Source organism: Kitasatospora sp. NPDC057512, assembly GCF_042802135.1.
Classification (GTDB): Bacteria; Actinomycetota; Actinomycetes; order Streptomycetales; family Streptomycetaceae; genus Kitasatospora.
The window spans coordinates 1-22,020 of the sequence record NZ_JBHVET010000024.1 but is presented as its reverse complement, the minus strand read 5'-3'; the positions used below and the strand labels follow the sequence as shown (position 1 = coordinate 22,020).

The following is a 22,020-nucleotide window of genomic DNA, read 5'->3' as shown; positions in this document are numbered from 1 at the left end:
CCGCCCCCCGAGCACCCGGCAAAGGCATCAGCATGATCTCACCGGCCAGATCGTCGGCTCGGCGGATCGCCGCCCTCCTGACCGGGATCCTCCTCCTGGTGCCGGCCGCCACCGGGTGCGGTGGCCCCACCGGCTCCGGGCCGGCCGGGGGTGAGGTCACCGCCATCACCGCGCTCGACTACTACACCGACCAGACCGAACACGCCCAGTGGGGCGACCTGCTCACCGCGTGCGGGCGGACGGTCGGGGTCCGGGTCGAGCAGACGAGCGTCCCTGGGGCGTCCCTGATCCCCAAGGTCCTGCAGCAGGCGTCCTCACGGACCCTCCCCGACCTGCTGATGCTCGACAACCCCGACCTGCAGCAGATCGCCCGGGCCGGCGCGCTGACCCCGCTGGACGGCTACGGCATCGACGCCGACGGCTTCGCCCCGGGCATCGCGTCCGCGGGCAGCTACCAGGGCAAGCTGTACGGGCTGGCCCCCAACGTCAGCACCGTCGCCCTGATCTACAACAAGGACATGCTCGCCGAGGCCGGCCTCGCCGTCCCGACGACCTGGGACGAACTGAAGGCCGCCGCGGCCGCGCTGACCCGTCCCGGGCGCTACGGCATGGCGGTCGACGCGAACGCCACCTTCGAGGGCACCTGGCAGTTCCTGCCCTTCCTGTGGTCCAACGGCGGTGACGAACGGCGGTTGGACACCCCCCAGGCCGCGCAGGCGCTCCAGCTCTGGGTCGACCTGGTGAAGAGCGGGTCCATGTCGAAGTCGGTGCTGAACTGGACCCAGGCCGACGTCCACGACCAGTTCGTCGCCGGACGGACGGCCATGATGATCAACGGCCCGTGGCGCGTCCCCGCCCTGGAACAGGATGCGGACCTGCACTGGGGAGTGGCACCCGTTCCCGTCCCCCGTCCGGGGCAGACCCTGGTCACCCCGCTCGGCGGAGAGGTGTGGACGGTGCCGCAGAACCCCTCCAAGGCCCGGCAGGAGAAGGCCGCCCAGGTCCTCGCCTGCCTGAACTCCCCCTCGAACATGCTCACCGTGGCCCGGGACCACCACACCGTGCCCTCCCGCACCGCGGTGGCCGCCCAGCACGCCGAGCAGAACCCGTCGGTGGCCGCCTTCGCCCGGAGCGTGACGACGGCACGCTCCCGTACCAGCGAACTCGGCGTCGAGTGGCCCAGGGCGGCGACCGGGATCTACACCGCGATCCAGTCCGCGCTGACGGGCGAACAGACACCGGAGGAAGCCCTCGGCCATGCGCAGCAGACCGCCGCGGGCCGCTGACCCGTCGCCGGTCCGGCGCGCGGAGCGATGGACCCGGTGGCTGTTCATCGCGCCCGCCGCGGCGTACCTGCTGCTGTTCTTCGGCTACCCGATCGTCGACAACGTCGTGACGGGCTTCCAGCAGTACACCGTCACGAGCTTCTACACCGGTGACGCCCCGTTCACGGGCCTGCGGAACTACGCGGCGGTCCTCTCGTCCCCCACCTTCCCCCGGACCCTGCTGACCACGGCCGTGTTCACGGCGGGCTCGGTCCTGGGGCAGTTCGCCCTCGGCCTGGCCTTCGCCCTGTTCTTCCGGCGCCGCTTCCCGCTCGGCGGCGTGCTGCGCTCACTCCTGCTGCTGCCGTGGCTGCTGCCGCTGGTCGCCTCCGGGACCATCTGGAAGTGGATGCTCGACCCCGACACCGGAGTCGTCAACGCGGTGCTGCGCGGCCTCCACCTCACGTCGACCGGCGTCCCCTGGCTCACCGGCACCTCCCAGGCGCTGCTGTCGGTGGTCCTGGTCAACGTCTGGGTCGGCGTCCCCTTCAACACCGCGATCCTGTACGGCGGTCTGCAGGACATCCCCCCGCACCTGTACGAGGCCGCGAGGCTGGACGGCGCCGGGCCGCTGGCCTCGTTCCGCCACATCACCTGGCCGCTGCTGCGGCCGGTGGTCCGCGTGGTGCTCGTGCTGGGCGTCGTCTACACCGTCAAGGTGCTGGACGTCATCCTGGTGGTCACGGGCGGCGGGCCGGCCGGCGCCACCGAGACCATCGCCACCCAGGCCTACGAACTGTCCTTCCGGCAGTTCGACTTCGGGCGCGGCGCGGCGATGGGCAACCTGCTCATCGTCCTCTCGCTGGTGTTCGCCGTCCTCCACCTGCGCGCCGACCGGCGCGCCCGGACCGTCTGACCGTCGGAGAGTCGCTCCCGTGAAACGCCCACCCGGCCGCGGCGGCCCGCTGTCCACCCTCGTCGGGATCGTCCTGCTCGCGCTGATGCTGTTCCCCGTCTACTGGATGGTGAACGCCTCCCTCCAGCCGGCCGGCAACACCCTGCGCGGAGGCTGGTTCCCGCTCCACCCGGACCTCAGCGGATACGCCACCGCGCTGCGCGACCAGGGGGGCAACCTCGTCACCAGCCTCGTGGTGGCCCTCGGCAGCGCGCTGCTCAGCCTGGCCCTCGCCGCACCGGCGGCCCACGCGCTGGCCCGGTTCCGCCTGCGCGGCACCAGGGTCGTGCTCCTGGGCGTCCTGACCACCCAGGCGGTGCCGGGCATCGTGGTGGCCAACGCGCTCTACGGCGCCTACAACGACCTGGGGCTCCTGAACTCCCGCCTCGGGCTGGTCCTCGCCGACTCCACCGCCGGCGTCCCCTTCGCGATCGTCGTCCTGCACTCGTTCATGCGGAGCATCCCCGAGGAGGTCATCGACGCCGCACGGGTGGACGGCGCCGGCCGACTGCGCGTCTTCCGTTCCGTGGTGCTCCCGTTGAGCCGGAACGCACTGATCACGGCCGGCGTCTTCACCTTCCTCCTCGCCTGGAGCGACTTCCTCTTCGCCCTCACCCTGACCACCACGGACACCGTCCGGCCGATCACCCTGGGCGTCTACCAGTACCTCGGCGCCCACACCGACCGCTGGAACGCCGTCATGGCCACCGCCGTCCTGGCCTCCGTCCCCGCCGCCGTCCTGCTCGTCGCCGCCCAGCGCCACGTCACCGGCGCCGCCACCGGTGCGGCCGAGAAGTGAGGCCACCCCCGATCTACTAGGTTCACGCGATGTCCCGCCCCGGGCCCGCTGGCATGGTGGTCCGGACGGCACAGCGGTGGACGGGGCCACCGGTGGCCGACCGACCGAGAGGAACCCGGTGCCCGCATCTCTCTCCACCGCGCGACTGTCCGCCTCCGACCGGGCGGAGAGCTGGCACGAGGCGGTGTCCCACGCCTTCGTGCCGATGGCCGTGGACCTCCTGGAGGAAGTTCCGTCGCCCGGGGCGATCGTCGGCCACCAACTCGGCCCGATCCGGATACTGCGGGTCCAGGCGGGGCCGCAGGTGGTGACGCGCACCCGGCGCATGCTCGCCGACGACGGTCCCCCGTCGCTGATCCTCAGCCTGCAGGAGCGCGGCAGGGCACTCAAGGAGCAGGACGGCAGGGAGTCCCTCATCCGGCCGGGCGAGTTCTCCTTCACCGACACCTCCCGGGTCTTCCGGAAGAAGATCGAGGAGGGGTTCGTCTTCACCTCCTTCCACTTCCCCCGCGCGGAGCTGGACGTCTCGGAACGGGACCTCCGGGCACTGACCGCCACCCCCTTCAGCGGCGCCGAGGGCAGCGCCGCCCTGGTCGCCACCTACTTCTCCCGGATGGCGCGCGAGGCGCGGGTCCTGGACGAGGCCGTCGGCCGCCGGGCCGCGACCACCGCACTCGACCTGCTGGCCCTCCTCGTCGACGACCGCTCCGTCCGCTCCCGCCGACAGGCCCCGCGGAGTACGGCCTCCCTGGAACGGGTCAAGGACCACATCCTGCGCAACCTCCACGACCCGGACCTCCGCCCGTCCACGATCGCGGAGGCCAACTTCATGTCGGTCCGGTTCCTCCACAAGCTCTTCCACCTCGAAGACACCACGGTCAGCAGCTGGATCCGCGCCCAACGCCTGGAGCGCTGCAGCCGCGACCTCCTCCGCCCGGTCGCCGCGGAACTCGGCATCGCGGGCATCGCCCGCCGCTGGGGCTTCGCCAACTCCAGCCACTTCAGCCGCGCCTTCCGCGCCGCCTACGGCATGCCCCCCAGGGACTGGCAGCTCGGCAACAACCCGGCACGGTGACCCCCCGCCGCCCCGTCGGCCGCTCCACCGGGCTTGACCGTCAGTGCCCATCACTGTGCCGACTCTGCACCTCTCCGGAGGCCCGATGCCGAACGCGCGCGTTCGGGCGTGGGTGCTCTCCCCGAACGACGGACCCGCGGCACTGCCCCGCGCCCCGCTCTTCGAAAGTCTTTGACTATACGTCATATACCTTTGACATCAAGCGAGCTGAAGACCGAAGCGCCACGCCGTGACGCCCTCCCGCATCCCCGCCATCGATCCGGCCGGACGCCCGGCCCGCCCGGCCGAAGGCCGCCCGTACGGGCCGATCGACCCGCCCCGCGCGCGCCCCGCCGCGTGGCACAGTGCTGTCCGGAAGAAGAACCGCGGCGCCCGAACGGCGCCGCCCCCGGATCGGACGGACCGTCAGTTCGTCGGTCCGGCAAGCGAGAGAGAAGACGATGAAGAGGCACACCACCGTCCGCGCACGGCTCCGTTCGGTCCTCCTGGCAGGCGTGGGCCTGAGCATGGCGCTCACCGGCGTGCTCGGCGCGGCCGGAACCGCCGAGGCCCGCACCGAGTGGCGCCACATGTCCCACGTGTGGTTCGACCTGTCGGACAGCCCCGGCGACAACGAGCGGATGCGGTACTCCAACTTCCTGGGCAGCCTGCGGGCGGCGGTGGCGGGTTACAACGTGCAGGAGACCCAGCTCGAGGACGTCGGTCTCGTCCAGGTCTCGCTGAGCGCACTCGACGACCACGACCAGCGCCACCGCACCGACATCTGGATCAACCCCTCCAACCTCTACGTGTGGGGCTTCTCCAACGAGCACGGCGACACCTACCAGTTCGGCGACCTCAACGGCGCCCTGCAGGCTCGGATCTCGGAGACCACCGCCCCGGCGCCGCCGGTCAGCCACAACGTCCAGACCCTGAACTTCGGCTCGAACTACAACTCGCTGGCCGGGGCGGCCAACCGGAACCGGGAGAACACGCCCATCAGCTGGCGCGACGTGCGGGGCTCCATCCTGCAGCTGGCGATCGTGACCAACCCTTGGGAACAGCGCCAGGCGACCGCCCGGTCACTGAGCCTGATGATCCAGGCCCTGTCCGAGGCCGCCCGGTTCAACGACGTCGAGGGCACCTTCCGCGCGGCGATGACCGACCTGAGCGTGCGGACCCTGCCGATCCAGCAGCAGGCGCTGGAGAACAACTGGGACGCCCTGTCGCGCTTCTACACCCGTGTCTCGTCGGGTCAGAACGCGACCGCGGTCGAGGTTCCGACCGTCGGATGGGTCGACAACCTCGGCACCCTGCGCCGGTACGTGCAGATGACCATGGGCGGCCCCCACACCGACAACGGGGACTGGAACCACGACGAGCTCTGACGGGCCCGCCGGCCTGTCGACCCGCCCGCCGCCTCCACCCGGACCACGGTCCACGACCGAGTGGAGCGCCGGCGGGCACGGTTCCTTCCTTGACCTGGGGCTATGTTACCTTCGGGCCGTAAGGCGAGGGTCGCTCTCAGCCGAGTGAAGGTGTGTCGGGACCCGGGTACCCGGGGTGAGGTCATCCGCACCCGAGCGAGCCGACGCTCTCGTGGTGGTGACTCCGGACGGGGACGTGTTGTACGGGCGTGATGGCGAACTGCGGTTCCTGTCCGACTTCCTCTCCCACTGCTTCGACGGGGCCGGCGACGCCCTGCTGCTGCGTGGCGAGGCCGGCATCGGGAAGACCGCCCTCCTCGGCGCGGCCCGGGAAACCGCCCTCGCCCGTGGCGGCCGGATCCTGTCGGCGCTCGGTGTGCAGTCCGAGGCCTCCGTTCCCTACGCCGGACTGCACCAACTGCTCGCTCCGGTCCTGCCCGACCACGCTCCGTCCCTCCTGGAGCCCCAGCGGCAGGCCCTCTACGCGGCCTTCGGCATGAACGACGGCGCCGCGCCGGGGATGTTCTCCGTGGGGCTGGCCTCGTTGGAGCTGATCAGCAGCCTCGCCGACGAAGCCCCCGTCGTCCTGCTGATCGACGACGTGCAGTGGATCGACCGGGCGAGCAGCGAGGTGCTCGCCTTCGTCGCCCGACGGCTCGAAGGCGAGCGGATCGCCCTGCTCACGGCCGTCCGCGAGGGCCACGAGAGCGTGCTGAACGACGCCGGCCTGGCCGAGATGCAGCTCCACCGGCTCGACGACGACGCGGCGGCGGCGCTCCTGCGGGCACGCACGCCCGGGCTCGACCCCTCCCTCGGTCAACGGATCCTGGCCGAGGCCGCCGGCAATCCGCTGGCACTGGTCGAACTGCCGACGGTGCTGCGCGGGGACGGCAGCGCCCCGTCGGCACTGCTGCCCCTGGTGCCGACCACCCGCCGCCTGGAACGGTCCTTCCTCGCACGCGCCGCGGACCTGCCCGAGCCCACCCGGACCGTCCTGCTGGTCGCCGCCGCCGACGACGGCGCCGACCTCGCGGAGATCATCGAGAGCGCGCAGGGCCTGGTCGGCGGCGGCCTCTCGGTCGCCGCCCTGGAGCCCGCCGTCGACGCGGGGCTGCTCGAGATCCGCGGGCACGAGGTGCACTTCCGCCACCCCCTGGTCCGCTCGGCCATCTACCATGCCGCCAACCCGTCCCGTCGGCTGAGCGCGCACGCGGCGCTGGCGCAGGCCATGGCCGGACAGCCCGAACGCAGGGCCTGGCACCGTGCGGCCGCGACCCCCGGGGCCAACGACGACGTGGCGCTCGACCTCGAACAGGCCGCCCTCAGAGCACTGACCCGAGGCGCCCCGCGGGCCGCGGCCGAGGCTCTGCGACAGGCCGCCCTCCGCAGCCTCCCCCACACGCACCGGGGCCGGCTCCTCCTGCGCACGGCGGAGATCAACTTCGAACTCGGCGAGGCCGCCACGGCACGCCGGCAGCTCGCCGAGGCACAGTCCGCGGAGCTCCGGACCGAGGAGAGGCTGCGCCTCACCCTGTGGAGCGAGGTGCTGAACCACGAGAGCTGGCTCGGGCCCGAGCGGGTGAGGGCGTTCGCCGACGTGGCGGACCAGCTGGCCGGTACCGACAGCGAGGGCGCCGCACTCGCGCTCAACGCGCTGTGGCCGCTGTCCATCAGGTGCTGGCACGACAACCCGACGCAGGAGACCCGCGACCTCTTCGTCCAGGCGGCACGGCGGCTGCAGCGGCACGACAGCGACCCGATGGCCCTGTCCGTCGCCGCCCTGGGCGACCCCGTCGGCCAGGCGGCCCGGATCATCGACACGACCACCCGGATCGCCCCCGGGGCCGTGGACGACCCGGCGGAACAGCACGCCCTGGGCTCCTCGCTCACCGGGATCTGGGCGCTCGACCTGTCCTGGCCCTACCATGACGCCGCCGTCGACGGCCTGCGCCGGCAGGGACGCCTGGGACTGCTCGGCGAAGCCCTGGTGTGCCAGGCCTGGGCCGCCCTCCACCTCGGCAAACACCGGCTGGCGCACACCGCGGCGGACGAGTCCCGGCGGCTCTCCCGCGACACCGGCCGATCCCTGTGGGCGTGCGCCGCCGACCTGGTACTGGCCACCCTGGCGAGCGAACGCGGGGAGTCCGACACCGCGGAGGAACTCATCCGGGGGGCCGAGGCGGAACTGCTCTCCGCCGGAGCGCACTCGATGCTCGGATTCGCCCAGTTCGCCAAGGGGCGTCACGCCATGGCCAACAAGCTGTACAGCGACGCCTACGAGCAGTTGACGCGGGTGCTGGATCCGGCCGACATCACCTACCACCCGGTCCTGGGCCTCTTCGGCGCCGCGGACCTCATCGAGGCCGCGGTCCGCACCGACCACACCGAGGAGGCCGCGCACCACCACACCCGGCTCAACGCGCTGGCCGAGAAGACGACCGCCCCGCTCCTGAAGGCCATGGTCACCCGCACCCGGCCCCTGGTCGTCGCCCCCGACCTGACGGAGGCCTCCTACGTACAGGCCCTTGAGGACAGGATGCTGGTCAACTGGCCTTTCCACCGAGCACAGTTGCAGCTGTCCTACGGTCGATGGCTGCGCCGCCGGCGCCGCATCCTGGAGGCCCGACGACCCCTGCGGGCGGCCGTGGAGAGCTTCGACGCGCTGGGCGCCACCGTCTTCGCCCAGGACGCGCGGTCCGAACTGCGCGCGGCGGGCGAAGCCGTCCGCCGGGCCGCACCGTCCACCGCGGACACCCTCACCCCGCAGGAACTCCAGATCGCCAGGATGGCGGCGACCGGGATCACCAACCGCGAGATCGGAACCCGACTGTTCATCTCCCACCGCACGGTGGGCCAGCACCTGCGCAGCATCTTCCAGAAACTCGACATCACCTCCCGCGGCCAGCTCCACCTGGCCGACCTCGGCGGCGAATAGCGACCCCGTCAGACGTTGTAGAGGGCGACGCGAAGGGTGTCGGCGGCCAGCGTGATGGCCGCCTCGGCCGCGCAGGTCCCGCGCAGGGCGTCGAGCACCACGAAGTCGTGGATGGCACCCGTGAACCGCACGGAGACCACCGGGACCCCGGCCGCGCGCAGCTTGCCCGCGTACGCCTCGCCCTCGTCGCGCAGGACATCGGCCTCGGCGGTGATGATCAGGGCCGGTGGCAGCCCGGCGAGTTGCTCGGTGGAGGCGCGCAGCGGGGAGGCGGTGATCCGGGCACGCTCGCTCTCGTCGGTCGTGTACTGGTCCCAGAACCACCGCATGCCGTCGCGCCGCAGGAAGTACCCGGTCGCGAACTGGTGGTAGGAGCCGGTGTCGAAGGCGGCATCGGTCACCGGCGAGAACAACAGCTGGTACACCAGCGGGACGTCACCGCGCTCGTTGGCCATCAGCGTCAGCGCGATGGCCATGTTCCCGCCGGCCGAGTCACCGGCGACCGCGATCCGCGTGCCGTCCATCCCCTTCGCCGCGCCCTGCCGCACGACCCACTGGGCGACGGCGTAGTTCTGCTCGATGGCGACCGGGTAGCGGGCCTCGGGTGAGAGGGCGTAGTCGGGGAACACCACGGCGGCCTCGACACCGACGGCCAGTTCACGGACCAGACGGTCGTGCGTCCGGGCGCCGTCGAACACCCATCCCGCACCGTGCAGGTAGAGGATGACGGGGAGGGTGCCCTCGGTACAGGCGGGCTTCACGATCCGCACCCGAACGCTGCCGGTCGGACCGCCCGGTACGGTGATCCACTCCTCCTCGATCGCGGCCTTGGCGACCCCACAGCCCTGCATCTCCTCGACGGCCCTGCGCCCTTCCGCCGGGGGCAGCTCGAACAGGTAGGGCCGGCGGGTGGCGGCCTCCGCGAAGGCGGCTGCCGCCGGTTCGAGCACCGGTCGTACCGGCTCCACGGCACCAGGCATGCGGGTTCTCCCATGATGTACGTGAGCTGTCGGTGGGGCCGACGTGACGGCGTCGGACCCTCAGGAAGGCATCGGAGCCGTACTTTGTTGCCACGCTATGTCGCCGGGCGCGGGGCACCGTGCCAGGAGCGCACACGACTGCCCCCACAGCGCACAAGCCGATCGGGGCCGTGCCAGGACGGCCGTGATCACGACAGGGCCTGCCATTCGCTGGGACTCATGCCGTACTCCTCCCGGAAGATGCGGCTGAAGTGCGACGCGCTGACGAAGCCCCAACGGTTCGCCACCGCCGAGACGGCGATCCTGCGGTTCGGTGTGCGCCTCAGGTCGTTCCTGCAGGATTCCAGCCGGCGCTGCCGCAGCCACTGACCCACCGTGGTGCCCTCCTGCTGGAAGATCTTGTGCAGGTAGCGGACCGATATGTGGTTGGCGCGGGCGATCGAGTACGGCGACAGATCCGGATCCGTCAGGTGCTTCTCGATGTGGTTCTGGATCTGCGCGAGCAGTTCGCTGCGGGGGACCGTCGAAAGGTCTTCACCCTCCGCCTGGAGAAGCTCCATGACAAGGACCACGAGCAGATCCACGGTGGTGCGGGTGAGCCGGTACATGGTCTCCGGACTGTGGTCCCGCCCCCCGCCGGTGAGCTCGGCCAGACAACTCGACACCAGTGCGCCCAAGCCGTCACCGCCTCGCGAGACCATTCCGGTGAGGCGATCGCAGTCCGCTTCCGACAGCTCCAGAAGGCGACGAGGCAGCCGAAGGACGGCGATCCGGCCGTCGTCGGCGAACCTCGGGGAGCGAGACCGGCCCGGATTGCAGAAGACCAGGTCCCCCTCCGCCAGGCGGATCTCGTCACCATCGCCGGTGATCATCACCGAGTCGTCGAGCGTCAGCGCCAGATGGAAGAACTCCTCGTTCCTCAGAGGCACCGCGGAGACGGCCTGGGCATGCCAGGACATCGTCGTCATCGAGTTTCTCCCGTCGAATCGCGGCCCGGAAAGCAGCAGGACCCGCACATCCCTCGCGCGGTCGAGGCCGGCACCCGCCCCTCCGACCCGGTCGCGAACAGGTGCGACGGCGGGCAGGGCCGGCGACCGCCCCCAGCACCAGGGCGCCGCCGCGGGCGGCCTCACGCACCTCACTGTGGCAGGGGGCCTCACGCCCAGGCATGCGTCACATGACCGTCGACACGACTACGCACCCGGCCGCCCGGCAGGCGCGCCCCACGGATCCACCAGCGCGGCACGGGACCACCACACGACCACCAGCCGACAGAACATCGAGGAGGCCGTTTCCACCCTTCGGTGAAAACGGCCTCCGACCTGCGCAAACGATGGCCGGGTCGAGGGGTCAGGGCGTGGCGGTGAGGGTGGGCCAGAGGGTGGCGCTGGTGACGGACCGGGCCAACGCGGGCGCCCAGGTGGTTTCGTCGCCGTCCTCGTCACGCCAGGACCACAGGCGGGTGGTGGCGAGGTGGAGCGGGCTGAGCCGGGTGATGCCTATCGCGCCGTGGAGTTGGTGGGCGATGCGGGCGATCTCGGCGACCGAGGCGGATGCCTGGGTCTTGGCGGCGGCGACGGCGAAGTGGGCGGCCGCCCCGCCGGTGTCCAGGGGGGTGGCGGCGGCCTGGACGGCGGCGCGCACCAGGGCGGCCTCCTCGATGAGCCGTGCCTGCTCCTGCTTGACGGCCTGGAAGCGGCTGAGCGGACGGCCGAACTGGGTGCGGGCGGCGGTGTGGGCGACCGTCAGTTCCACGCAGCGTTCGGCGGCCCCGGCGATCAGGGCGGCCCGGGCCAGGGCCGCGCGGAGCCGGGCCTCGTCGAGCAGTTCCGGGGAGATCCGGCGGACCTTCGGGGCGGGGATCTCGAGGGCGGCGAGGTGCAGGTCGTCGCGGGGTTCCTCGGCGAGGTTGCCGCCGGGAGTGAGGACGGCCTGGTCCGGGGTGAGGGTGAACAGCACAGGGCCGGAGGGGGCGGTGGCCAGGACGACGACGGCGGTGGCGGTGCGGGCCCAGGGGACGCGGCGCAGGGTGCCGGTGACCAGCAGGGTGTCGTCGTCGCCCAGGCAGCCGGCCGAACCGACGGCGGAGGCGGCCGGACGGGCGTAGCGGATCGTCAGCTCCGGCGCGACGGCGTAGCTGAGCGGGCCGTCCGGGACGGGGAGGCCGACGCGGCGCAGCAGCGGGCGGGCGACCAGGGCGGTCTCGGCGAGCGGGGCGGGGACGGCGCGGCGCCCGGCCTCCTGGGCGGCGGCGAGGAGTTCGGCGGTCGAGGCGTCCGGGGCGGGGAGGGCCACGGCGTCCGGGGCGGTCGTGTTGGTGACGACGGCGATGGCGTCCGCATCGGCGTGGAAGGCGGTGGTGTCGTAGGCGTCGGCGGAGATGGCGGGGGCGCTGGTGTCGATCGTGTGGGTGTTCATCGGTGCTGCTCCAGACCGCGAGTGATGATGCCGCGAAGGATTTCGTTGGTGCCGCCGCGCAGCGTGTAGCCGGGGCTGTGCAGCAGGGCGAAGGCGAGCAGTTCCGGGTGGCTGCCGGGGGTGGCGTGCGGGTCGGCGGGGGTCGGCAGGACGCTGCGGACGGTGTCGACCAGGGTGCCCTCCAGACGGGTGCCGAGGTCCTTGACCAGGGCGGCCTGGGTGTCGGGCGAGGCTCCGGCGTCCAGGGCGGCGGCCACCCCGAGGGACAGTCGGCGGATGCCGTGCAGGCGCGCTGCCAGGATGCCGACCTGGGTGAGCTGTTCGGCTGTCGCGGAGCGCTGCTCCAGTTCGCGGAGCAGGGAGACCAGCAGGGGGAAGGTGGACAGGTAGCGTTCGGGGCCGCTGCGCTCGAAGGCGAGTTCGCCGGTGACCTGCTTCCAGCCGTCGCCCCGCTGCCCGAGCAGCATGCCGTCGGGGACGTCGACGCCTTCGAGGTGGAAGGCGTTGAAGCGGTGCTCGCCGCTCATCAGCCGGATCGGCTCGACCCGCACGCCCGGGGCACGCAGGTCGACGATGAACTGGCTGAGGCCGGCGTGCCTGTCATCGGCCTCGTCGGTGCGGGCGAGGACGATGGCGTAGTCGTTGACGTGAGCGCCGCCGGTCCACATCTTGGTGCCGATCAACCGCCAGCCGTCGGCGGTCCGTTCGGCTCGGGTGGCGACCGAGGCGAGGTCGGAGCCGCTGCTCTTCTCGCTCATGCCGATGGAGAAGAAGCACTGCCCGGCGGCGATCCGGGGCAGGAAGAAGCGGCGTTGCTCCTCGGTGCCGTGCTGGAGGACGGACGGGCCGGCCTGCCGGTCGGAGACCCAGTGGGCGCTGACCGGGGCGCCGGCGGCGAGCAGTTCCTCGATCACCACGTAGCGCTCCAGGAAGCCGCGGCCGGCGCCGCCGTACTCGACGGGCAGGGCCATGCCGACCCAGCCGCGCTCCGCGAGGCGGCGGCTGAAGTCGGGGTCCCAGCCGGCCAGCCAGGAGTCGGGGCGGCCGAGTACGGTGCCGCGGGCGCGCTCCTCGTCAAGGAAGGCGCGGACCTCGGTACGGAGCCGGTGGGCCGATGCGGGCAGGACGACCTCGGGGAATGCCATCGGTGAAGGCGTTGAAGGCGTTGAAGGCGACATGGTTCATTCGCTCCTGGGCTGGTGAACGAGCGGTTGACTTCTCTTCGGTACGGGAGTCCGGTCAGCCTGCGGGGTGCAGCAGGGAAGGGCCGAAGCCGGCTTCCCGGAGGACCTCCTCGGTGTGCTGGCCGATGGCCGGGCAGGGCCGCAGCTCCGGCTCCGGGTAGGCCGAGTAGTGCACCGGGACGCCGATGACCCGGTAGCGGCCCTCGGTGGGGTGGTCGGCCTCGCGCAGCAGGCCGCCCTCGCGGGCGTAGGCGGTGGTGGCGGCGGAGGCCAGGTCGAGCACGGGGGCGGCCGCGATGCCCGCCCGGTCGCAGAACTCCTGCCACTGGGCGCTGGTGTGCCGTGGCGTCAGCTCCGCGAGCAGCGGGTAGAACGCGTCGGCATTGCGGGCCCGGTCGGGGCCGGTGGCGAAGCGCGGGTCGGCGGCCAGTTCGGGGCGGCCCACGAAGGCGGTGAAGTCCCGCCAGTTGCGGTCGCTCTGCGGCAGGATGCACATCCAGCCGTCGGCGGTGCGCAGGGCGCGGCGCTGCGGGCTGAGCGAGCGCGGCGAGCCGAACGCCCCGTCGGTTTCCAGGGCGGCCGCGCCCAGGTGCTCGACCAGGTTGAAGGCGAGCATGGTGTCGGCCATCGGGACCTCGATGTGTTGCCCGGTGCCGCCGTGCTCCCGGTGGTACAGAGCGGCCAGTACCGACTGGGCGATCTGCATGCCGCAGATCTTGTCGGCCAGCACGGTGGGCACGTAGTGGGGTTGGCCGGAGACCTGGTGGTTGAGCCAGACCAGGCCGCTGGCCGCCTGGATGATGTCGTCGTACGCGGCGTGCGTGCCGTAGCGGCTGTCGCTGCGGAAGCCCTGGGCGTTGGCGTAGATCAGGCCGGGGTTGACGGCCGCGACGTCGTGGTAGCCGAGGCGGAGCTTCTCCAGGGCCTGCGGGCGCAGGTTGGTGATGAGGACGTCCGCGGTGCGCAGCAGGGCGAGCAGGGCGTCGCGGCCGTGTGGGGCCTTGAGGTCGATGGCGGCGCTGCGCTTGTTGCGGTTCAGGTTGAGTGCCGCGCCGCCCATGCCGGGGTGGCGCTGCGGCGGGTAGTGGCGCGTCATGTCACCGGTGGGCGGCTCGACCTTGATCACGTCGGCGCCCAGGTCCCCGAGTTGCTGGGCGGCGTACGGAGCCATGATCACGCTGGCCAGTTCGATGACGCGGACTCCGGCGAGGAGTCCTCGGCCGGACGGGCCGCTCGGCTTCTCGGACATCTTCCTGTGCCTCCTGGGGTGTCGGGTGGGGTGGATGAACGGTGGTGCGGTACGGGCGGCGGCGGACACGTGGTGCCGAAGAGGCGGATGCGGTAGGACTCGCCGCACCGGTCGGCACGGGGCAGCGGTTTGCGGTTGCCGGGGCTGGTCGCGTAGCGGTGGCCGAGGCCCTAACGCCACTGGAGCGCGGCGGACCCGAGCGGGGACCGCCGGCCGGGCTGGGGGACCGTGCGCCCGCTGTAGGCGAACGGTGTCGCCGGTTCGGTGAGCGGGCCGAAGTCGGTCCCCGTGGTCGACAGCGCGGCCAGCGGCGCGCGCCCGGGCCGGGGCAGGTCGAGTACGTCCTCCCGCGCGAGCAGACCGAGTTCCCGCACCCAGTGACACACTCCGGCCAGGGTCACGCGGATCCGCCACGAGCCGCCCTCCGCCGCACGCCGGCGCAGGACCGTTGCGACGGCGGCAGCCCCGAGGTAGGCGGCGAGGTAGTCGTTGAGCAGGTACGTCGGCGGCAGCGACGGCCGGTCGGTCCACTCCTCGATGGCGAATCCGGTGGCCGAGCAGGCGAGTTGGTCGAACCCGCCGCGTTCGCCCCAGGGGCCGTCGGCGCCCCAGGCGTGGTATTCGAGGGTGATGAGTCCGGGGCGGCGCCGGACGAGTTCCTCGGTCGACGCCCCGTGCCGGGCGAGTCCCCGGTAGGCGTGGACGAAGACGTCCGCGTCCTGGAGGACGTCGTGGAAGGCCGCGCGGTCGTGATCGTCGCGCAGGTCGCAGTAGGCGTTGCGCTTGCCGCCGCCGGTCATCGCGATCATCGGGATCGGGTCGGGGCGGTCGGGACGCGACAGGTGCAGCACGTCGGCGCCGAACTGGGCGAGGAGCCGCGCCGCGACGGGACCTGCGATGACATGGGTGAGATCGAGCACCCGTACGCCCGCGAGCGCCTCGTCGTCCGCACCGATCGGCTCCAGCGGCCGGGCCGGTCCGTCACCGACGCGTTCGATCTCGACGACCGGGCGCTGCGCGACATGGCGCCCCGCGGGGTGCGCGAGCCACTCGTCCCGGCTGCGCACCACGCAGGCGGCGCCGCCCCGCGCGCAGACGGCCTCCTCCAGCGTGAAGGCGTCCCAGCCGGCCGCGGCCCGCGCGATCCCCACCTTGTCGAGCCCGCACCTCAGCACGGAGTGGACCGCGTCCCGCAGATGCGGATAGGTGGTGATGATGAAGATCCACCGGCCGTCGCGCGCCCGGTAGAAGTCGCTGTTGCCGAGCAGGGTCGGGTCGTCGAGGAGCGCACCGAGCGGGCGTCCCGACAGCGTCGTGTGATGCGTCGCCATGAGCTGGTCGATCGCGGCCCCGGCCTGCACCCGGACCTTCTGGTGCGGGTGGCCGCGCTGTTCGCCGACCGCCGCCGTCTGCCGCCCGAAGACACCGATCGCGGCGGACATGGCATCGGCGAGGCGGTGCACCGAGGGCACCAGGGGATCCGCCCCGACGACGGTGATGTCCTCGGCCCCCCGGGCCGGATCGGGGTCGCCGAGGGTGTGCAGCAGCCGGGAGAGCAGCTCGCCGGTGGACGGCCGAGGCGTCGGCCCGGCCGTGGTCAGCGTGTTCGAAGTCATGCCGGGATGCTCGCTCCCCGCACCGCACGAGCGCCCGCGTTCACGGATATCCGTGAACCGGTGCGGACGTCAGGTCCGCCCCTCCTGGATGTGCGCGAGGAGCCGGGCCGCCGCCCGGTCCAGATTCAGCCGCTCCGAGCGGCCACGACGCCGGTGCGTCAGGACGAGGGCGCCCGTGACGACGGGGCCGTCGGTGACGGGGATCGCGAGCGCGCTGACCTCGGGATCGGCCAGGCCCTCGCTGCGGCTGATCCGCGACGCGCGGATCCCGGGGAGGGCACGGCGGAACTCGGCGACCGCCTCGGGGTCGTGGCGGGCGAGCTCGTCGAGCAGCCCCCGGCGCTCCGCCTCGTCGGTGAAGGCCAGCAGCAGACGGCCCGCGGCGGTGCGCAGGAGCGGCCGGGCCATGTGCTCGTCGGCGAGCGGCAGGAGGCGGGGGATCTCGTCCTCGCCGCCGCGCGCGAGGTGCACGGCGTCGAGCCCGACCCGCACCGTGAGCAGCACCGGGGTACCCGCGACGCGGCTCAGCTCGTTGAGCTCGGCCTGGCCGATCCGCGGGACGACCCGGCCGGCGATGAGGTTGAGGACGTGCGGGGCGGGCCCGAGCCGGTAGCGCCGACGCTGTTCCAGGAGGAATCCCGTCGCGACGAGTCCGTTGACCAGGTCCTGCACCGAACTCGCCGGCGCCCCGACCGTCCGCGCCAACTCGGCCACGGTCACCCCGCCCGGCGCCCGCGCGGCGGCCTCCAGGATCCACACGACCCGGTCCACCGTGCGGTGACGCCGCCGTCGGCCGTGCTCGCTCATCCCGCCCGCCCCGTCCCCGTTGTCCGTCCCCGGCCGTGCGAACGCACGGGCCGCGCCACGCTCTACCGTGCCGCGAAGGCTCCGACCTTGAAGTCGGTGCCGCAGACGCTGAAGACGCCGCCCGGCGAGCCGTTCGCCTTCATCACGTTCACCGTGGTGCCCACGTCCTTGGGCAGCGCGACCTTGACGTGGGACGCCTGCACCGGGCAGGTGTAACGGGCCGACGAGGTGCCCTCGCCGTTCACGTCGTTGTACAGCACGTCCGCCACCACCGCAGCGCCCGCCGGGACGTCGACCGCTTCCGAACCGGCCGTGGAGTTGTCCCCCGAGACCGGGCTCGCCTTGCCCTGGTCGTCGGCGGCGACCACGGTCGTCGGGCCGACGATGGTGCAGGGGGCACCCGAGCTGTTGGTGATCTTGATGGTCGCGGCGGCGGGCTGCGCGTCACTGGCGTGGCCCGAGGACTGAAGGAACGTCACCGAGGTGTTCTTGGTGGTGCAGGCCGCGGTGGCGCCGCCCCCGCCGGTGCCGGAGGGCGTCTTGCCTCCACCGCTCGCGCTCGTCTTGCCCCCGGGCGACGCCGAGGCCGCACCCGGCGCCGAGGTCGCGGCCGAGGTCGCGGCCGCAGCCGGCGCCGAGCTGGAACCCGACGGGGCGGCTGATGACGCGCTGGTGCCGGCGGCGCCGCTGCCCTGCGTGCCACTGTCGTCGTTGCAGGCGGTCAGGGACAGGGCGAGCGCGACGGCGCCGACGGCGAGCAGGGCGGGACGGGTGGTGGTGCGCATGGCTGGTTCCCCCGGTTCTCGTTCGTGGGTCGCGATCCTGTACGAGGTCGCTTCCCCTTGCATGAACGAGGGTGTTGCGGCGCGCTGGCAGATCACTAACGAGCGCGGCGGCGGCGCTATCGCCCCGCTAACGCTCCCGGATCCTGGCGTGTGCCGCCGCGTGCCGGCGCCGCAGTTCGGGCAGTGCGTCCTGGTCGGCGATGTGCAGCAGGGCATCGAGCGCGGTGACGGCGCCCGCGTCGTAGCCGGTCTGCTCGGCCTCGAGCGCGGCCCGCGCGAGGCAGCGCCGCCCGGCCGTGGTGTCGCCGAGCCCGGCCAGCGCCTCGCCCTGCCAGGTGCGCAGGAGCACGCGCCGGGCGACCGCCTCGTGCTCGGGGCCGAGGCCGAGCGCCACCTCGGCCGCCTCGTACGCCTGCCGGTGGCGGCCCGCGCCGAGGTGGATGCGGGCCAGGTGCTGGAGCGCGAGCATCCGGGTGTGCGCGTCACCGGCCTCGGTGGCGAGGGCGAGGGCGCGGGTGCAGGCCGTTTCGGCGGCGCCGGGTTCGTCGTCGGGGAGGGCCGCGGCGAGGTTGACGAGGGCGGTGGCCTCGCCGAGTACGTCGCCTGCGCGGGCCGCGAGTTCGGGTGCGACCCGCAGGTGCCGGACGGCCTCGGCGGTGCGGCCCTCCTCGGCGAGCACCCAGCCGAGCAGGGTCAGGACGCGGGCCTCCGCATAGGGGTCGGCGCAGGCGCGGGCGTCGGTGAGGGCGGCCTCCAGGGTGGGCGCCCAGTCGGCGAGGACCCGCCAGACCACGAACGGCCACTGCGTCACGGCGATCCGCCAGGCCCGCTCGGGCCGGCCCTCGGCGCGGGCCGCGGCGGCGATCAGGGCGAGGTCGTCGCGTTCGGCGGCGAACCAGCCGAGCGCCTCCTCGCGACTGGTGAAGTCCCTTACCGCGTGCGGCTGCTGAAAGTCGTCGGGTTGTACGAAGGCGGGCTCCCCGCCAGGTTCCGCGGCCTCGGAGGCGGACAGCGCGGTCGCCACGCAGTGGTCGTAGAGGCGCAGCCGGGCCGCGGCGCGGGAGGCCGGGTCGCGGCTCTGGCTACGCGCGTAGAGACGGACCAGGTCGTGCAGGACGTAGCAGCCGGGGGCGGTCTCGGTGAGCAGGTGCGCGGCGACCAGGCGGTCGAGGGCGCGGGCCGCGTCCGGCGGGGTCGTACCGGCGAGCGCGGCGGCGCTGAACCGGTCGACGTGTGTGCCCGGGTGATGGCCGAGCGCGGTGAACAGCTGCGCCGCGTCGGCGGGGAGGTGGGCGGTGGTGAGCCGCAGCGCGGAGGCGACGCCGACGTCCTCGGCGGCGAGCAGCGCGAGCCGCTGGCGCTCGTCGGCGAGCCGGTCGGCGAAGGAGGCGAGGCCGAGGGCGGGGAGTTCCACCAGCCGAGCGGCGGCGACCCGCAGCGCGAGCGGCAGCCCGCCGCACAACTCGGCCGTACGGCGGGCCGCTTGGGGCTCGGCGGCGGTGCGATGCTCGCCGAGGACACGGGTGAGCAGGGCCACACTGTCATCGGTGGCGAGGACGTCGAGGGCGACGACGCGGGCGGCGTCGGAGGCGACGAGACCGGCGAGGCGGGCACGGCTGGTGACGACGGTGACGCAGCCGGGTCCCGTGGGCAGCAGCGGGCGCACCTGGGCGGAGGTACGGGCGTTGTCGAGGACGACGAGCAGGCGCAGCTCGGCGGTGAGCGAGCGGAACAGGGCACCGGCGGCGTCCGCCGACTCGGGCATCCGGCGCGGTGGAACGTCGAGAGCGACGAGGAACTCCCGCAGCAGCTCGGCCGGTTCGGGGTCCGAGGTGTCGCTGAACCCGCGCAGATCGGCGTAGAGCGTCCCGTCGGGGAAGTCGGGGTGCCGGCCGGCCGCCCAGTGCACGGCCAGTGCGGTCTTGCCGACCCCGGCGGGCCCGGTGACCACGACGACCGGCCCGTCGGGTCCGGCCGCGGCCGCGGTCAGCGCGGCGCTCTCCGTGGCGCGGCCGTGGAATCCACGCGGGGTACGAGGCAGCAGGTTGGGCCGGACCCGAACGGGTTCCAGGGCGGGTCGGGGCGCATCAGCCCGGGCCGCGAGGGCGCCGTCGGGACCGAGGGCGAGGGTGAAGGCGGCGGTCAACTCGGCGCCCGGAGCGACACCGAGCTCGTCGGCGAGGACCTGGCGGGCGCGGTGGTAGGCGTCCAGGGCCTCCGAGGAACGCCCCGCGTGGTGCAGCGCCTCGACCAGCCGGGCGGCCAGCGGCTCGCGCAGCGGATGGGCCCCGGTCTCCGGTCGCAACAGCTGGACGGCGCGCTCGTGTTCACCGCCCACCACGTACGCGTCGGCGAGCAGCTCGACCGCCGCGAGCCGCGCCTCGTCCAAGGTGTGCGCGGCGGAGCGAAGCAGCGGCGACGGGTAGGCGCCGGCCAGCGCGGGGCCCTGCCACAGGGCGAGCGCCTCGGCGAGCAGCGCGGCCCTGTCACCCGGGTCGGTGGCACGGCGGGCGAGCGCCACAAGCCCCTCGAAGCGGTGGGCGTCGAGCAGCGTCTCCGGCAGTTCCAGGTGGTACGCGGAGCCGCGCGTGCTCAGCTCCACGCCGTACGCCGACGCGTCGACGCCCGCCAACAGTGCCCGCAGGCGCGAGACATGGCCCTGGATCACGGTGCGGGCGTGCAGCGGTGGTTCGTCGTCCCACAGCGCCTCGGTGAGCGTGTCGACGGAGACCGCGACATTGGCCCGCAGCAACAGCATCGCGAGCAGACTGCGCCGCTTGGCGGGCCCGAGCGACAACGGCCCATCGCTCCCGCTGACCGACACGGGGCCGAGGACCTGGAACTCCATGGACGGAACCCTATCTTCCGAGGGCTACTGGGGATCGGGACGTCGAACTGTACGGAAACCGCGCTGCCCCGTCACCGACCAGCCCGGCCGACCGGCAACGGAGCCGATGGGACGCCCAGTACGTGTCGTCGCCCTCCTCGTCGCGCCAGGGCAACGGATCGTCAGGCCAACCGATCACGGCAGACATGGCATCGGCGAGGCGATGCACCGACGGCACCAGGGGATCCACCCCGACGACGGTGATCTCCTCGTCCCCGGGCCGGATCGAGGTCACCGAGAGCGTGCAGCAGCGGGGAGACCATCCCGCCACTGGACGCCCGAGGCGTCGACCCGGCCGTGGCCAGCGTGCTCGAAGTCATCCCGAGATGCTCGCCCCCCGCACCCCACGATCGCCCGAACTCACGGATATCCGTGAACCGATGCGAACGCCACGTCCACCCCTCCCGGATGTGCACCAGAAGCCCGGCCCCCGATCACCCCACAGCGGGCCGGCTCCGGCCGATTCTCCCACTCGCACCGCCCCACCGATGATCACCGTGCACAGATGATCAGGAGTCGATCGGGCCTGCGGAGGCGTCCGGAAGGTGCCGCACGACGCCTCTGGCGTGCGGCCCGAGGGCCCCCACCCCGGACGCGACCACTCCGAACCCACTTGGTCCCCTCGTCGGCGGGTATCGGCATGCGGTACGGGTTGCCCTGGCCGTCGTGGAGAAGAGTCAGGAGCTTCTGCCCATTGGATATCTTCTCGACTGGGTGCCCGAGCAGCCATGCGAGAACGTGGGCGTAGTCGGCAGGAACGAAGTCGTCGAAGACGGGTTTGGCTGACAGACCGGCTATCGGCAGGGACTGGATAGATCACGAAACCGCACTGGAGTAGTTGTACTGACCTGTCGGGCGGGCTGCCGGAAGATGTGATGATCACCTCAGCCGTTTCAGGTGTTTCATGGCGAATGGGGGGAGTTTTGTTGCGGCCACATGGATACGGAACGTTCTGGTAATCCCAGGCAATCCGGCGGATACGTTTTTGACATTTGACAGGGTCAGGCAAGATCATCCACGCTTGACTGGCGGAACGGCGGCCAATTAAATTGATCACGTACTGATCTTCCTCGGTCGGACAGCCGGCCGGGTCAGGCAAAAGAAAAGGAAGTCGGTTTCGGCGGTATCAACGCGTGAGCAGACGCACGTCGATATTGCATGTGCCGCACACGGCCGCATGCTCAGCAGGGGTTTCTTGAAGGGGAATATCCCCTTACCTCGCCACGGACATGCCCAGACGGGCGCACGCGGAGTTTTTGCATGTTAGACATCAGCCTTGAATATCTGGTGATCGGCGCCGGGTCGGCCGGACACTATCACCGCGATGAGCTCGTCACCACGCTTCACCTGTCCGACTATCTTGAAGACCGATGGACACGGCCTGACCTCCACGTGGAGCCGCTGGAGTCGCTGTTTGCGTAAGTGATTCCGGCCGCCGTCCAGAGCCACCGGGGATGTCTGGCGTGGTCATTTCTTCAGCCTGGCCTTTCGGTAGGTGCAGGTCCCGACTTCACGGGAGCGGGTGGCGTCGGCTGTCTGTCGACTGACGCCGCGAGGCGATCCGATCTTTCGGGGTCGCAAAAGCCATCTCCCCGTGATCCCTCTGTCCGTCGAGAAGAAAGGGGGCTCGCCATGAGCTACGACCACTGAGAATAGACA

The 22,020-nt window shown here is 72.3% G+C and carries 16 protein-coding genes; 7 read left to right on the top strand and 9 right to left on the bottom strand.

All coding sequences use genetic code 11. From position 1 onward, the window contains the following. Positions 1 to 32 precede the first annotated feature (32 nt). From ACFU6K_RS03515 to ACFU6K_RS03490, 6 genes are all read left to right on the top strand, one after another. Entirely contained in the window at positions 33 to 1,286 is a 1,254-nt protein-coding gene (locus ACFU6K_RS03515; RefSeq protein ID WP_380660644.1) for an extracellular solute-binding protein, read from the top strand. Further along, complete coding sequence (locus ACFU6K_RS03510; RefSeq protein ID WP_380660643.1) at positions 1,258 to 2,181, top strand: carbohydrate ABC transporter permease; 924 nt, start codon at positions 1,258 to 1,260, stop codon at positions 2,179 to 2,181. The genes ACFU6K_RS03515 and ACFU6K_RS03510 overlap by 29 nt, the downstream gene beginning before the upstream one ends. Before the next feature lie 19 nt (positions 2,182 to 2,200). Further along, a complete protein-coding gene (locus ACFU6K_RS03505; protein WP_380660642.1) occupies positions 2,201 to 3,019 on the top strand; it encodes a carbohydrate ABC transporter permease in 819 nt (272 codons plus the stop codon). Between the two features lie 118 nt (positions 3,020 to 3,137). Then, positions 3,138 to 4,094, top strand: coding sequence for a helix-turn-helix domain-containing protein (locus tag ACFU6K_RS03500; protein ID WP_380660641.1), 957 nt, complete (start codon positions 3,138 to 3,140; stop codon positions 4,092 to 4,094). Positions 4,095 to 4,534: 440 nt separating this feature from the next. Continuing rightward, entirely contained in the window at positions 4,535 to 5,461 is a 927-nt protein-coding gene (locus tag ACFU6K_RS03495; RefSeq protein WP_380660640.1) for a ribosome-inactivating family protein, read from the top strand. Between the two features lie 214 nt (positions 5,462 to 5,675). After that, positions 5,676 to 8,435 (top strand): AAA family ATPase, encoded by a 2,760-nt coding sequence (locus ACFU6K_RS03490; protein WP_380660639.1) that lies wholly within the window; start codon positions 5,676 to 5,678, stop codon positions 8,433 to 8,435. An 8-nt stretch (positions 8,436 to 8,443) separates the two neighbouring features. Here ACFU6K_RS03490 and ACFU6K_RS03485 read toward each other — a convergent pair whose 3' ends face one another. From ACFU6K_RS03485 to ACFU6K_RS03445, 9 genes are all read right to left on the bottom strand, one after another. Beyond that, complete coding sequence (locus tag ACFU6K_RS03485; protein WP_380660638.1) at positions 8,444 to 9,415, bottom strand: alpha/beta hydrolase; 972 nt, start codon at positions 9,413 to 9,415, stop codon at positions 8,444 to 8,446. Between the two features lie 188 nt (positions 9,416 to 9,603). After that, positions 9,604 to 10,383, bottom strand: coding sequence for an AraC family transcriptional regulator (locus tag ACFU6K_RS03480; RefSeq protein WP_380660637.1), 780 nt, complete (start codon positions 10,381 to 10,383; stop codon positions 9,604 to 9,606). 382 nt (positions 10,384 to 10,765) lie between these two features. Continuing rightward, positions 10,766 to 11,833: an acyl-CoA dehydrogenase family protein gene (locus tag ACFU6K_RS03475; protein WP_380660635.1), complete on the bottom strand. Its 1,068-nt coding sequence runs from the start codon at positions 11,831 to 11,833 to the stop codon at positions 10,766 to 10,768. Further along, the gene (locus ACFU6K_RS03470) at positions 11,830 to 12,978 is read right to left on the bottom strand and encodes an acyl-CoA dehydrogenase family protein (RefSeq protein WP_380660634.1); all 1,149 of its coding nucleotides are present in this window, start codon (positions 12,976 to 12,978) and stop codon (positions 11,830 to 11,832) included. The genes ACFU6K_RS03475 and ACFU6K_RS03470 overlap by 4 nt, the downstream gene beginning before the upstream one ends. Positions 12,979 to 13,072: 94 nt before the next feature. Next, complete coding sequence (locus tag ACFU6K_RS03465) at positions 13,073 to 14,266, bottom strand: CaiB/BaiF CoA transferase family protein (RefSeq protein ID WP_380660633.1); 1,194 nt, start codon at positions 14,264 to 14,266, stop codon at positions 13,073 to 13,075. 170 nt (positions 14,267 to 14,436) lie between these two features. Continuing rightward, on the bottom strand, positions 14,437 to 15,882 hold the full coding sequence (locus tag ACFU6K_RS03460; protein WP_380660632.1) for a CoA transferase: 1,446 nt from the start codon (positions 15,880 to 15,882) through the stop codon (positions 14,437 to 14,439). A gap of 69 nt (positions 15,883 to 15,951) precedes the next feature. Beyond that, entirely contained in the window at positions 15,952 to 16,689 is a 738-nt protein-coding gene (locus ACFU6K_RS03455; RefSeq protein ID WP_380660631.1) for a helix-turn-helix domain-containing protein, read from the bottom strand. A 62-nt stretch (positions 16,690 to 16,751) separates the two neighbouring features. Further along, a complete protein-coding gene (locus tag ACFU6K_RS03450) occupies positions 16,752 to 17,474 on the bottom strand; it encodes a DUF4232 domain-containing protein (protein ID WP_380660629.1) in 723 nt (240 codons plus the stop codon). A gap of 127 nt (positions 17,475 to 17,601) precedes the next feature. Further along, positions 17,602 to 20,322: a BTAD domain-containing putative transcriptional regulator gene (locus tag ACFU6K_RS03445; protein WP_380660628.1), complete on the bottom strand. Its 2,721-nt coding sequence runs from the start codon at positions 20,320 to 20,322 to the stop codon at positions 17,602 to 17,604. 1,299 nt (positions 20,323 to 21,621) lie between these two features. Between ACFU6K_RS03445 and ACFU6K_RS03440 the strand changes: the two genes are divergently transcribed. After that, positions 21,622 to 21,783 carry a hypothetical protein gene (locus ACFU6K_RS03440; RefSeq protein WP_380660627.1) on the top strand — a complete coding sequence of 54 codons (162 nt, stop codon included), beginning with the start codon at positions 21,622 to 21,624 and terminating at the stop codon, positions 21,781 to 21,783. The last annotated feature ends 237 nt before the right edge of the window (positions 21,784 to 22,020 follow it).

Bases quoted from the DNA above. Each gene is read 5' to 3' on its own strand.
- ACFU6K_RS03515 (WP_380660644.1), top strand. From the start codon at position 33: ATGATCTCACCGGCCAGATCGTCGGCTCGGCGGATCGCCGCCCTCCTG.
- ACFU6K_RS03510 (WP_380660643.1), top strand. From the start codon at position 1,258: ATGCGCAGCAGACCGCCGCGGGCCGCTGACCCGTCGCCGGTCCGGCGC.
- ACFU6K_RS03495 (WP_380660640.1), top strand. From the start codon at position 4,535: ATGAAGAGGCACACCACCGTCCGCGCACGGCTCCGTTCGGTCCTCCTG.
- ACFU6K_RS03485 (WP_380660638.1), bottom strand. From the start codon at position 9,415: ATGCCTGGTGCCGTGGAGCCGGTACGACCGGTGCTCGAACCGGCGGCA.
- ACFU6K_RS03480 (WP_380660637.1), bottom strand. From the start codon at position 10,383: ATGACGACGATGTCCTGGCATGCCCAGGCCGTCTCCGCGGTGCCTCTG.
- ACFU6K_RS03475 (WP_380660635.1), bottom strand. From the start codon at position 11,833: ATGAACACCCACACGATCGACACCAGCGCCCCCGCCATCTCCGCCGAC.
- ACFU6K_RS03470 (WP_380660634.1), bottom strand. From the start codon at position 12,978: ATGGCATTCCCCGAGGTCGTCCTGCCCGCATCGGCCCACCGGCTCCGT.
- ACFU6K_RS03465 (WP_380660633.1), bottom strand. From the start codon at position 14,266: ATGTCCGAGAAGCCGAGCGGCCCGTCCGGCCGAGGACTCCTCGCCGGA.
- ACFU6K_RS03460 (WP_380660632.1), bottom strand. From the start codon at position 15,882: ATGACTTCGAACACGCTGACCACGGCCGGGCCGACGCCTCGGCCGTCC.
- ACFU6K_RS03455 (WP_380660631.1), bottom strand. From the start codon at position 16,689: ATGAGCGAGCACGGCCGACGGCGGCGTCACCGCACGGTGGACCGGGTC.
- ACFU6K_RS03450 (WP_380660629.1), bottom strand. From the start codon at position 17,474: ATGCGCACCACCACCCGTCCCGCCCTGCTCGCCGTCGGCGCCGTCGCG.
- ACFU6K_RS03445 (WP_380660628.1), bottom strand. From the start codon at position 20,322: ATGGAGTTCCAGGTCCTCGGCCCCGTGTCGGTCAGCGGGAGCGATGGG.
- ACFU6K_RS03440 (WP_380660627.1), top strand. From the start codon at position 21,622: ATGTTAGACATCAGCCTTGAATATCTGGTGATCGGCGCCGGGTCGGCC.